This is a genomic window from Achromobacter sp. F4_2707 (genome assembly GCF_047501535.1).
GTDB lineage: Bacteria > Pseudomonadota > Gammaproteobacteria > Burkholderiales > Burkholderiaceae_B > Yanghanlia.
The window spans coordinates 32,904-45,321 of record NZ_JAZDRJ010000011.1 but is presented as its reverse complement, the minus strand read 5'-3'; the positions used below and the strand labels follow the sequence as shown (position 1 = coordinate 45,321).

Annotated in this window: 10 protein-coding genes; 4 read left to right on the top strand and 6 right to left on the bottom strand. The window is 57.0% G+C overall.

The window, feature by feature from the left end; genetic code table 11:
* Positions 1-60: 60 nt before the first annotated feature.
* From VRY85_RS11570 to fdnG, 3 genes are read right to left on the bottom strand one after another with little or no spacing between them, the layout of a single operon-like run.
* Entirely contained in the window at positions 61-708 is a 648-nt protein-coding gene (locus tag VRY85_RS11570; RefSeq protein WP_414598755.1) for a formate dehydrogenase subunit gamma, read from the bottom strand.
* A complete protein-coding gene (gene fdxH / locus VRY85_RS11565) occupies positions 701-1,600 on the bottom strand; it encodes a formate dehydrogenase subunit beta (RefSeq protein WP_414598754.1) in 900 nt (299 codons plus the stop codon). The genes VRY85_RS11570 and fdxH overlap by 8 nt, the downstream gene beginning before the upstream one ends.
* A gap of 3 nt (positions 1,601-1,603) precedes the next feature.
* On the bottom strand, positions 1,604-4,687 hold the full coding sequence (gene fdnG, locus VRY85_RS11560; protein ID WP_414598753.1) for a formate dehydrogenase-N subunit alpha: 3,084 nt from the start codon (positions 4,685-4,687) through the stop codon (positions 1,604-1,606).
* A gap of 320 nt (positions 4,688-5,007) precedes the next feature.
* Here fdnG and VRY85_RS11555 point away from each other — a divergent pair, with 320 nt between their 5' ends.
* Positions 5,008-5,811: a YggS family pyridoxal phosphate-dependent enzyme gene (locus tag VRY85_RS11555; RefSeq protein WP_414598752.1), complete on the top strand. Its 804-nt coding sequence runs from the start codon at positions 5,008-5,010 to the stop codon at positions 5,809-5,811.
* Positions 5,812-5,851: 40 nt separating this feature from the next.
* Here VRY85_RS11555 and VRY85_RS11550 read toward each other — a convergent pair whose 3' ends face one another.
* From VRY85_RS11550 to VRY85_RS11540, 3 genes are read right to left on the bottom strand one after another with little or no spacing between them, the layout of a single operon-like run.
* Positions 5,852-6,994, bottom strand: a complete 1,143-nt coding sequence (locus tag VRY85_RS11550) for a CaiB/BaiF CoA transferase family protein (RefSeq protein WP_414598751.1) — start codon at positions 6,992-6,994, stop codon at positions 5,852-5,854.
* Complete coding sequence (locus VRY85_RS11545) at positions 6,991-8,010, bottom strand: NADPH:quinone oxidoreductase family protein (RefSeq protein ID WP_414598750.1); 1,020 nt, start codon at positions 8,008-8,010, stop codon at positions 6,991-6,993. Before VRY85_RS11545 ends, VRY85_RS11550 begins: the two co-directional genes overlap by 4 nt.
* A gap of 4 nt (positions 8,011-8,014) precedes the next feature.
* A complete protein-coding gene (locus tag VRY85_RS11540; RefSeq protein WP_414598749.1) occupies positions 8,015-9,010 on the bottom strand; it encodes a Bug family tripartite tricarboxylate transporter substrate binding protein in 996 nt (331 codons plus the stop codon).
* A gap of 177 nt (positions 9,011-9,187) precedes the next feature.
* Here VRY85_RS11540 and VRY85_RS11535 point away from each other — a divergent pair, with 177 nt between their 5' ends.
* From VRY85_RS11535 to VRY85_RS11525, 3 genes are all read left to right on the top strand, one after another.
* Entirely contained in the window at positions 9,188-10,087 is a 900-nt protein-coding gene (locus tag VRY85_RS11535; protein ID WP_414598748.1) for a LysR family transcriptional regulator, read from the top strand.
* Positions 10,088-10,270: 183 nt separating this feature from the next.
* Complete coding sequence (locus VRY85_RS11530) at positions 10,271-11,158, top strand: SDR family NAD(P)-dependent oxidoreductase (RefSeq protein WP_414598747.1); 888 nt, start codon at positions 10,271-10,273, stop codon at positions 11,156-11,158.
* A 91-nt stretch (positions 11,159-11,249) separates the two neighbouring features.
* Positions 11,250-12,110, top strand: coding sequence for a MaoC/PaaZ C-terminal domain-containing protein (locus tag VRY85_RS11525; protein WP_414598746.1), 861 nt, complete (start codon positions 11,250-11,252; stop codon positions 12,108-12,110).
* Positions 12,111-12,418 lie beyond the last annotated feature (308 nt).

Below are 12,418 nucleotides of genomic sequence, written 5' to 3'. Positions count from 1 at the left end.
CCCTGAGCATCATGCCTGGGGCAGCCATGCAGGTAAAGCACTGTAAGGGTATGTGCTAGGTTATTTTTCGTGTGAAGGGTTATCGCGTATTTCGCGCAGCCAGGCACGATGGTGTTTCCAGGCCCAACCGTGAGTAACGGTGCCGCGGGTCATGGCTTTGACCGAACCCTTGACCCAGATCCCTGCGTAAATGTGCATGATGATTGCACAAATGATGGCAAACCCGAACAGAGCATGCAGCAGGCTTGCTACGCGGATGACTTCAATGGGAAACAAATACGAGAAATAAGAGCGCCACATGACTACGCCTGTTGCCAGCAGGCCCAGCATGAGGATAATCAGCGTGAAGAAAAGCAGTTTCTGCCCACCGTTGTAACGGCCCTGCTCAGGCAGGTTTTCGTTTTTCAGATTGAGCATGTCGGGCGATTTGCGCACCCATTCTAAATCTCGTTTTTCAATAAGATTGTGAGTGAACATGCGGGCCGCGAACACAAAGAAGCATAAGAACATTACCACCCCGATAAAAGGGTGGAGAATGCGTGTCCAGACCCCGCCTCCCAGCAGATTGCTCATCCAGTAAAACGAAGGGTGAAACAGGGCTAGGCCGGAAATTGCCAGCAAGATGAAGGTAATGGCGATGATCCAGTGATTGATGCGCTGGCTGGTGGAATAGCGCTGGATCGTCCGTGGTTCGGTCACGTTATTCATCCATGAACTCCTTGGCTTTGCGTTCGTCTTCCTCGTCCGTCTCGTTGGGGCCGGTACGGATGTAATGGAAGAAGCCGGTCAGGGCTGCGAAGGCCATGATGGCGACCCCGATGGGTTTGGCGATGCCCTTCCAGACGCCCACCATAGGGCTGATTTGCGGGTCTTTGGGAAGATCGTTGTACAGCCCGGGCCGATCGGCATGATGCAGGACATACATGACATGAGTGCCGCCCACGCCAGCTGGGTCATAAAGGCCGGCTTGATCAAAACCGCGTGATTTAAGGTCGGTGATCCGGCCTTCGGCGTGGTGAATCATGTCTTCCTTGGTGCCGAAGACAATGGCGCCAGTGGGGCAGGTCTTGACGCAGGCGGGTTCCTGGCCCACCGCCACACGATCAGAACACAAGGTGCACTTGTAGGCTTTGTTGTCCTTGTCGGAAAGCCGAGGGATATCGAACGGGCAGCCGGTGATGCAATAGCCGCAGCCAATGCAGTTTTCCTCGTGGAAATCCACAATGCCGTTGTGATATTGAACGATGGCCCCGGGTGCCGGACAGGCCTTCAGGCAGCCTGGGTCTTCACAGTGCATGCAGCCGTCCTTGCGGATCAGCCATTCCAAGTCACCTGCACTGTTCTCGTATTCGGAGAACCGCATCAGTGTCCAGGACTGGTCGGTGAGATCCGCAGGGTTGTCATACACACCCACGTTGATGCCGATGTCATCCCGTAGATCGTTCCACTCCATACAGGCCACCTGACACGCTTTGCAGCCAATGCATTTGGTGGTGTCAATCAGTTTGGCGACCCCGCCGCCCACCTGTTCCTCACGCACGCCCGGAGGCGGCGTGGTGGTGGCGGAGCGTCGCTTGATGTCCAGTGATTGCAATGACATGGTTTACGCTCCTAACTTTTCGACTTTGACCAGGAAGGATTTGAACTCCGGCGTGTAGGTGTTGCCGTCGCCCACCGATGGCGTCAAGGTGTTGGCCAGAAAGCCCGGCTTGGCTAGCCCGACAAAGCCCCAGTGCAGGGGAATGCCAACCTGATGCACGGTTTTCCCTTCTACGGTCAGCGCCTTGATGCGTTTGGTGACGACCGCCACGGCCTTGATATAGCCGCGATTGGACGAGACCTTGACGCGTTCGCCATGTGCAATGCCCAGTTCGTTGGCTAGCGCTTCGCCGATTTCAACGAATTGCTCGGGTTGCAAAATGGCGTTGAGCCGGACGTGTTTTGTCCAGTAGTGGAAGTGTTCCGTCAGACGGTAAGTGGTGCCGACGTGAGGGAAGTCTTCCACCTTACCCATGGCGGCGAGGTCTTGCTCAAAGACGCGTGCTGCAGGGTTGCTGGTTGCGAGCTTGTTGTCCGGGAACAGCGGGTTGTAGCCCACGGGCGTTTCGAACGGCTCGTAGTGAACAGGGAACGGCCCTTCGGCCATGCCGCGTCGGGCGAAGAAGCGCGCCGTGCCTTCGGCGTTCATGATGAAGGGGCCCATGCCGTTGGCAGGGTTTTCATCGGCCTTGTAGTCGGGCGTGTCGGCGCCCACCCAGGCTTTGCCGTTCCAGTACACCAGCGGCCTGCGGGGGTCGAACGGTTTGCCGGACGGGTCGGCTGAAGCGCGGTTATACAAGATGCGGCGATTGGCAGGCCATGACCAGGCCCACTTAAGCGTCTGGCCGATGCCGGTCGGGTCGCTGTTGTCGCGCCGCGCCATCATATTGCCTTCGGATGTCCAACTGCCGGAGTAGATCCAGCACCCGCACAGCGTGGTGCCATCGTCGCGCAGTTCGCCAAAACCGGAAAGTTGTTCACCCGCCTTGCGCAAGACGCGCGCCGGCCTGGAAGGGTCGGTTTCCTCGACGAGGTCGACCAGCGCCCGACCGTTCAATTCCTTGGCGAGGTCTGCCGCGGTGGGATTCATTGGCGTGGCATAAGGCCAGGACAAATTGAGGATGGGGTCGGGGAACGTACCGCCTTCTTCCTCGTACAAGGCCCGGATGCGCTGGTAGATGAGCGCCATGATTTCAATGTCGCTCTTGGCTTCGCCGGGTGGCTCCGCCCCTTTCCAGTGCCATTGCAGCCAGCGGCCCGAGTTCACCAGCGCGCCTTCTTCTTCGGCAAAGCAGGTGGTCGGTAGCCGGATGACTTCCGTTTGGATAGATGCTGTGTCTACATCGTTGTGCTCGCCCACATTACGCCAGAACTCGGAGGTTTCCGTGACCAGAGGGTCCATGATGATCATGAACTTCAGCTTGGAGAACGCTTCGATGAGCTTGCGCTTGTAGGGGGCTGCTGCCAGAGGGTTAAAGCCCTGGCAGATATAGCCCGTCATTTTGCCCTGGTGCATGAGCTCGTACGCTTGCAGCATGTCGTAAGAGCGATCCATTTTGGGCAAGTAGTGATAAGCCCAGTCGTTGCCGGCGTGCGCCGCATCGCCGAACCAAGCCTTCATGAGGCTGACGTGGAACTTGCTGTAGTTCTGCCAGTAGCTCAATTGGTTAGGGCGTAGGGGGGTGGGTGCGCGGCGGCGGATGTACTCCTCGTAAGACTGCTCGTTATCGGTGGGCAGGTTCAAGTAACCGGGTAACAGGTTGGACATCAGGCCGATGTCGGTCAGGCCCTGGATGTTCGAGTGCCCGCGCAAGGCGTTCATGCCGCCACCTGCAATGCCGATGTTGCCCAGCAGCAGCTGCACCATTGCGCCTGTGCGGATCATTTGCGAACCGACTGTGTGTTGCGTCCAGCCCAGCGCGTACATGATGGTGCCCGCTCGATCGGGGGTGGAAGTGGAGGCCAGCATCTCGCACACTTTGAGGAATTTGTCCTCGGGTGTGCCACAGATCCGTGACACCATTTCCGGCGTGTACCGCTCGTAATGTTTCTTGAGCAGTTGATATACCGAACGGGGGTGTTGCAAGGTCGGGTCGGTTTTTACATAGCCGTCTTCGCCAATCTCGTAATCCCAGGAGGAAGAGTCGTATTTCCGGAGTTCCTCGTTGTAGCCGGAGTACAAGCCGTCGTTGAAGTTGAAGTCTTCGCGGACGATGAACGACAGGTCGGTGTAATTGCGTACGTATTCGTGCTGGATTTTGTCGTTTTCCAGTAGATAGCGTATGACGCCGCCCAGAAAGACGATGTCAGTACCGGTACGAATGGGCGCGTAAAAATCCGCCACGGATGCCGAACGCGTAAAGCGAGGATCGACGACGATCAGCTTCGCATTATTGTGCGCCTTGGCTTCTGTGACCCACTTAAACCCGCAAGGGTGAGCTTCAGCGGCGTTGCCGCCCATGATGAGAATGACATCGGCGTTTTTGATATCAACCCAATGATTCGTCATCGCTCCACGGCCAAACGTCGGGGCAAGACCTGCCACCGTAGGGCCGTGTCAGACACGTGCTTGGTTATCGAACGCCAATGTGCCCATGGCACGCACGACCTTGTGCGTGATATAGGCGACTTCGTTAGAGCTTGCCGATGCCGCCAGCATGCCGGTCGTGAGCCAGCGATTGACGATTTTCCCGTCGTCGGTGCGCTCAATGAAATTGGCATCGCGGTCGTCTTTCATGAGGCGAGCGATGCGAGTGAGCGCGTCGTCCCAGGAAATGCGTTCCCACTTGTCGGAACCGGGGGCGCGGTATTCGGGGTGTGTGAGGCGGTTGGGGCTGTTGATGAAGTCTGTCAGACCCGCGCCCTTGGGACAGAGCGTGCCGCGGTTGACCGGGTGATCGGCATCACCCTCGATATGTACGATACGTGCTTTAGCATTCTTGGCCCCGTCGCCCAGGCTATACAGCAAAACGCCACAGGCTACAGAGCAGTAGGGACAGGTATTGCGCGTTTCCGTCATGCGCGCAAGCTTGTATTGGCGGACTTCAGCCATCGCCGGAGCCGGTGCTGCGCCCAGTAGCGTGAGACTGGAGCTCGCCAATGTAGAGCCTGTCACCTTGAAGAATTGCCGTCGACTTACTTTAAGCATGGGCTCCTCCGAGTGCTTGAAAGCTAGAGATGACGCAGGAGCCGTTTATTTTTATCGTATCGACCCCGTTTCGCCTGAGTATAAAGGTGAAGGGGGTTGTGCCCCATGGATTAACCATTTTCAATAAATGGAAATGTTTTCTCGTGCCATACGCTTAGTGTCAATGCTGTTGAGCGATCGTAGCGCCGGAACCGAGTAGATTTATTCAGCTTTGGAAGCCGCTACTGCCAGCATGGTGCGGCGCGATCTGTCTCGCTACTCTCTCTATCAGAGTGTGGAGTACATTGTTCCGAGGTTCGGTGAAATGAGATGGGATGTGTATGTCCGAAGATAACTCTGCGCAGCCGTTGCTGCGTCACGACCTTCATGATAAGTGGCCCCAAGCGGCAAGCGTGGAGGACTTTCAACATAACCTGGCGGCGGTACAAGCACGCATACTAAAAGCTTGCCAGAGGGTTGGCCGGCATCCTGGCGAGGTGCGTCTGCTGCCCATTAGCAAAACCAAGCCGGAAGCCGTGTTACGCCAGGCTTATGCGGCAGATTGCCGCTTCTTTGGCGAGAATAAACCACAGGAAGCCTACGGGAAATGGCAGGCCATGCAGGATCTCACCGATCTGCAGTGGTCGGTAGTGGGGCACCTGCAGACCAACAAGGCCAAGTTGGTGGCGCGCTTTGCCACTGAATTTCAGGCTTTGGACAGCTTACGCGTGGCAGAAGCCCTGGAGCGGCGCTTGCAGCTTGAAGGGCGCTCGCTTGATGTGTTCGTACAGGTGAACACGTCTGGCGAAGCCAGTAAATATGGCCTGGCTCCCGCCGAGGTAGCGGCTTTTCTGCGAGAGCTCCCCGCTTTTTCCGCCCTCAGGGTGCGAGGCTTGATGACGCTTGCCGTGTTTTCGGCAGAGACTGAACAGGTACGCAAGTGTTTTGTGCTGCTCCGGGAGCTACGAGAAAGGCTGCGGCAGGAAACACCGGCGAGCATAGGGCTGGACGAACTATCGATGGGGATGTCGGGGGATTTCGAAGTCGCGATTGAAGAGGGCGCGACGGTTGTGCGGGTAGGGCAGGCCATTTTCGGGGCACGGGCGACGCCGGATAGTTATTACTGGCCCACACAGCAGAAGTAGCCGGGGCCGTTAGCGGCCGCTATGTGGGCGGGGAAAGGCTCTAAAGGTTGAACTCTTTAATGATGGCTTCGGTATGTTGGCCCAGGGTAGGCGCCTCACCCGGCGCAATCTGATGGAAGCCGTTGCCCGGCAGGCCAGGCCACGGCAGCTCGCCGATTCCTGTTTGCGGTAGGGCGCTGAACAAGCCTGAATGCAAAGCCTGGGGGTTAGTGCGAAGGTCGCGCGGATGGTTAACGCGCCCGAACAGGACATCGTTGTCAGCCAAGGCGCGTTCCCAGTAATCCCGGCTGTTTTCCGCCAGTTTGGCGGCCACCCGTTGGTTCAATTCGGCAGCGCGAGGCATGCGCCCGGCGCTGCTTCGTAATTCAGGGTCGGACAGCCAGTCATCGAACCCCAGTGTGCTTGCCAAGCGCTGAAACATGGCGTCGTTCAGCATACTGATATACAGGGGGCCGTCCTGGGTTTCGAATATGCCAGTTGGTGCATTGAAGACAGCGGATTCCGCGTGGGGGAACATGGCATCATCCAGCACAATATAAGACTGTAGCGCTGCGCTGGCTTGCAGCATGGAGACGTGTATGTGGCGGCCCTGACCGGTTAGTGCTGCGCGATACAAGGCGGTGCCGATATTCTGGGCGGCGTACATGCCGGTAGTCAGATCAATCAAAAAGAACCCGATGCGGCGCGGCTGGTCTGTGGCGACATCGCGATTGACGTACATCAGGCCGCTGACTGCCTGCATGGTGGTATCTAGCGCGGGCAACTGAGCCATGGGGCCGTCCGGCCCATACCCTGAAATTGAAACATAGATGAGTTTCGGGTTTGCGCGGGCCAGTTCCTCGTAGCCTGCCCCCATGCGCTCTGCCACGCCCGGCCGAAAGTTTTGGATAACAATATCGGCCTTCGTAGCCAAGCGCTGCAGGGCGCTGCGACCTTCCGGTGTGCGGGTATCGAGCACCACGCTTTCCTTACCGGCGTTATACGCAATGGAAATGGCGGTGTGGCCAGCACGCGCTCGGCCCATCTGGCGGCTCCAGTCTCCCGTCGGCGGTTCCACCTTGATGACTCGTGCGCCCTGCTGGCGCAGCAGCAGGCCGCAATACGGGCCAGCGATGCCCTGGCTGAGATCGAGGACGATCAGGCCTTCCAGCAAGGGTGTTTCATCTTTACTTGCCTGCATCATGCACGGCTCCCAATATCCAGAATGACTTTTCCAACCGAACGCCGCTCCATCACCGTGTTGATGGCCTCTTCCCATTGATGGAATGGAAAGTGGTGGGTCCGGGGGGGAGGCAGCTTGCCTTCAGCCACGGCAGTCAGAATTTTTCCGACTATCTCCTGCACGCGATCGGCGTAGGTGGCGCGTTCGTCTGTTAGCCCCCAACCGATGTAATACCCGTAGTTAAAGCCGATGAGAGATACATTCTTCACCAGCAGAAGATTGGCAGCCGCGTTGGGAATGCGGCCACTGGCATAGCCAATGGTCAGCAGCCGGCCTTCGGGGGCGATACAGCGCAGCGAGGCGTCAAACAAATCGCCGCCCACTGGGTCGAAGATAATGTCCGCTCCCCCCTTCGGGCATAGCGCCTTGACGCTTTTTGCCAGTTCGTCAGCCTGGGAAGACAGGACATGGTGCGCACCGTTTTCCAGCGCGGCGGCGCGTTTTGCTTCGGTGCTGGCGGTCGCAATAACCGTTGCACCCATCAGCCGGCCAATCTGCACGGCGGCCGTGCCCAGGGCGCCGCTGGCGCCGTGTACCAACAGTGTTTCGCCGGGCTGCAGTTTTGCGCGCCACTCCAGCGCGGCCCACACCGTGCCATAGGTGATGGGTAGTGCCGCAGCTTGGGACAAATCCAGGCCTTCCGGCACGGGGTAGGTTGTATGTGCGCTGGCGATAGCTTCCTCGGCATAGGCGCCCCAATCCAGCGCCGCCACGACACGCTGGCCTGGGTGCAGATGTTGCACGTCGGGCGCGGTTTCCAGAATGACGCCCGATACTTCCGTGCCCGGTGTGAAAGGTAGCGGCGGCTTGCGCTGGTATTTGCCGGAAACGAACAAACTGACTGCAAACCCGACCCCTGCATGGTGGACACGTATCCGCACTTGCCCAGGCCCAAGAGCGGGGCGGGCAAGGCGTTGTACGGTGAGTTCGCTCCAGTGCCCCCAGTGAGTGCAAACCAGCGCTTCGATATCGCTCATGGTGTTACTGCCTTGTAATGCCGACGTCTTTAATGACTTGTGTCCATTTTGCGTAATCGTCGTGCAAGACCTTTTTGAACTCTTCGGGTGTATTGCCCACAGGTACCAGGTTGAGATCCATCAGGCGTTTTTCCATCGCGGGCTCTTTAACGATGCGTGCGATTTCTTTTGACAGAGCTTGGACGCGATCTTGCGGCACGCCTGCGGGGACGAGTAGACCCATCCAGGCATCCGGCTCAAAGCCTTCATAACCTTCTTCCAGGAAGGTTGGAACATTGGGCAACAATGCTGAACGTTGGCTTCCTGTGATGGCCACAGGTACTAGCTTGCCTGCGTCAAGGAGTGCTTTAGCCGTGCCCACAGCGATCAGGCCAATTTGCACGTGGCCCGCCACCAGGTCGGTGGCCAGAGGCGCGCCGCCCTTGTAAGCAATGTGCTCCATGTCGAGGCCGGCTTCTTTTTTCAGCAGTTCGCCCAGAATATGTCCGGTCGTGCCCATCCCGTAAGAACCGTAGGGATATTTTCCGGGGTTGGCTTTCACCAGTTCGACTAATTCAGGCAGCGTCTTGACAGGGAAGTTGGGGGATACTGCTAGTATGGTCGATGACAGCGCGACTTCGCTTACCGCTTCAAAATCGTTCAGGGCGTCGTAGCCGATATCGGGGTAAAGCGAGGGGTTCTGTACGTGGGCGGTAAAGGTCAGCAGTGCGGTGTAGCCGTCCTTGGGGGCGTTGGCCACATAGCGTGTTCCAATCGTTGTACCGGCGCCCGGGCGGTTATCGACGATGACCGGTTGATTCCAGACTTTGGTGAGCTCGTCGCCGATCAGTCGGGCGGTTGCGTCATTAACGTTGCCGGCTGCTGAGGGCACAACAATGGTTATTGGACGGGAAGGGTAGGTTTCGCTATCAGCGGCTGCAATGCCGTGAGCGCCGAGCGACAAAACAGCGCTCAGCATCCATGCATAGCGAAGGCGCGAACCTGGATTTTTCATTAACATTTTTGTCTCCGTTGTGGTTGGAAAATGAGAATCATGGTCGGGAGCGACCACTCTTTTTCATTTCAGTTTAAGAGTGAAGAGGGAGGGTATGGATTCCTGTCGAGACTTCTGTGATTCCTGGTAGGCTTGTTTTTGGGTTGGAGAGACAGGCTTTAAACAACAAGCGTGTAAACAGCAATGCGATTACAGGATTTGAGGGCTTTTCTATCGGTGGCCGAGCATGGCAACCTGCATCGAGCGGCGGAGGTGGCCGGGCTGACACAATCGGCTTTGTCAAAAGTATTGATCCGTCTGGAAGCCCAGGCCGGCATGCAGCTTGTTGAGCGTCTGCCACGTGGGGTGGTGCTTTCGGAGGCGGGTGTTACCTTGCGGCAGCATGCGCAGAAAGTTGTATTGGCCATGGACGATTTGGAAAATGAGCTGGAAGACCAGCGCATGGCCAAAGCGGGAGTGGTGCGGCTCGGAACCTTGCCTTATCTGGTTCCGACACTAATTTCCCCTCTGCTGGCAAGTTTTTTCGTTCGGCGTCCGCTGGCCACGTTCTCTATTGAAACGTCTTTGAGCGCCCGCTTGATTAGCTTATTGCGCAAGGGGCAGGCGGACCTCATTATGGCGGCCACACCCGAAAAGCTTCCGGCTGATCTTGAATACACACCGCTAGGGCCGTTAACCATGCAGATTGTGGCGCGTGTTGATCACCCCCGTCGCCACCTGTTTCATGACATGGCAGACCTAGCGCAAGAGCGTTGGGCTTTGCCCGCGCGCTCGCTGTATCTGCGTCAATGGCTGGAGGAGCGCTTTACTTCCGTGGGTTTGCCGCCTCCCAAACTGGCGGTTGAAAGCACAGCATCGCCCGTTGCTTTTGCTGAATTGCTGCGCTGTTCCGACCTGTTGGGCATCATGCCGCCGCGCATTCTTGATCAGCCTGCCGGGCAGGGCTTATCTGCTCTTTCGGGTGAGGGTATGTCATGGCACCACGAACTCGCTATTTTCTGGCGCAAGGGCGGCTATCTTTCGCCGCTTTCCCGAGATTTTCGCGAGGCCGTCATCGCCCATTTTGCTCAGGCGGGCATCTGACAAACATGCTTGTTGGTGGCGTGTTCCCCTTGTGGGAAAACGGGCTGATGTGGGCGGGCATTAAGGCATACCGAAGGCCTTATTCCAGAAAATCAACTTGTAGTTTGATGAAAACTGATCTACGTTCGAGGGTTGGATCTTCCAGCCCAGACAATATATTGACCTTGATAGGAGATTGAAATAATGAGTGGCATCGTAGCAGGCAAAGTCGCCATCGTGACGGGTGCAGGCAATGGCATCGGCAAGGGTATAGCTTTGGCGATGGCGGCTTCGGGCGCCAGTGTTGTAGTGAACGATATCAGTGCGGAAGCAGGCCAGGCGGTCGTTGATGAAATCATCGCAGCAGGTGGTAAGGCGGTGGCCAACACCGATAACGTGGCTCGCCGCGAATCTGCCGAAGGCATTGTGAAAGCTGCGGTCGACACCTTCGGTCGTATCGATATCGTGGTCAATAATGCGGGCAATCTGCGTGATCGTTTGTTCCATAAGATGAACGACGAAGAGTGGTCGCAGGTCATTGATGTGCACCTGAACGGTTCTTTTAACGTCAGCCGTGCGGCAGCTCCCTATTTCCGTGAGCAGGAATCCGGCGCTTACATCCACATGACGTCCACTTCGGGCTTGATCGGCAACTTCGGCCAGTCCAACTATTCGGCAGCCAAGATGGGCATCGTAGGCCTGTCCAAGTCTATCGCTCTGGACATGTCGCGCTTCAATGTGCGCTCTAACTGCATCGCACCTTTTGCCTGGACAGCGATGACCAGCTCGATTCCTGCCAACACCCCCGAGGAAAAAGCTCGCGTTCAGAAGCTGCAGAAGATGGAAGCAGGCAAGGTTGCCCCCATGGTGGTCTACCTGGGCAGCGATGCCGCGAACGAAGTTACCGGCCAGATTTTCAGCGTTCGCGCGAATGAGATCATGTTGTTCAGCCAGCCGCGTCCCATCCGTTCCGTCCATCTGTCGGAAGGCTGGACACCGGAATCCATTGCTGAAATTGCGGCGCCGGCCATGAAGAACAGCTTCTTCGCCCTTGAGCGTTCGCCTGACGTAGTTAACTGGGACCCGATCTAAATCGATTCGCCCGCGCTTCGGCCGTTGTGCCGAAGCGGCGTCTTTTGTCGGCCTTTGTACACCTATTTGAATAAAAAGGAGCCAGATTACGATGGCGCTTGACTACCAACTTATCAAAAACTGGACATTCGAAGACGTTCGGCAGACTTATTCTGAAAAAGACGTCATGCTTTACGCGTTGGGCATCGGCCTTGGGCACGATCCCCTCGATGAAGATCAACTGAACTTTGTCTACGAGAAGAATCTCAAGGTATTCCCCACCATGGGGTCAGTGCTTGGCTATCCTGGCTTCTGGATGCAGGACCCGCGTGCAGGCATCACTTGGGTCAAACTGGTTCACGGTGAACAGCGCATGAGCTTTCATAAACCTTTCCCCTCGTCGGGTGAGGTGATTGGTCGCAGCCGTGTGGCTCATGTCATTGACAAGGGGGCGGATAAAGGGGCGCTGGTAATTGTGGAGCGTACGCTGCACGATGCTTCGGACGATTCCGTGCTGGCTACGGTTGCTCAGACGACGTTCTGCCGTGCCGATGGCGGGTTCGGCGTTAGCGACCCAGGCCCCGAGGCGTTGCCAAAGGTGCCCGAGCGTGCGCCCGACCACGTGTGCACATTGCCCACTTTGCCGCAGGCGGCGTTGCTGTACCGCTTGAATGCTGACCCTAATCCTCTGCACGTCGACCCGCAGGTCGCTACCGCAGCAGGCTATCCAAAACCCATTCTCCATGGCTTGTGCACTTACGGTGTGGCTGCTCACGCCATCATCAAGACATTGTGCGGCTACGACCCCACCCGCCTGACGCGTTTCGACACCCGCTTCTCGTCTCCCGTCTACCCGGGCGAAACCATTGTGGTTGAAATGTGGGAAGCTGAACCGGGTATGGTGCAGTTCCAAGCCAAAGTGAAGGAACGCGATATCGTGGTATTGAGCAATGGTGTAGCGGGGATTCGCTAACTATGCAGTTAAGCTCTGGTTGTTAGTTGGTGCTTAGGAAGTCTGACAAAAAGGGCGGGGTTTTCTCCCGCCCTTTTTGTTGTTTTGAAAGTGTGAATCGTGCTGGGCTTTACTCCGGTACACACGCATCCCCTTCCAGTTTGAATCTTGGCGGGCGGAGTCTTTTACTGCTTTATGCGCCTACATCCTTGGCGTTGACAGCCAATAACGTGCAATAGCTGAAATATGCCTTTGCTTGCATATTCATTTGGGGGCATATATCATTCGTGCCTTGGCGTTATGAATGGCTTGTTTTTCAGGCGTTAACG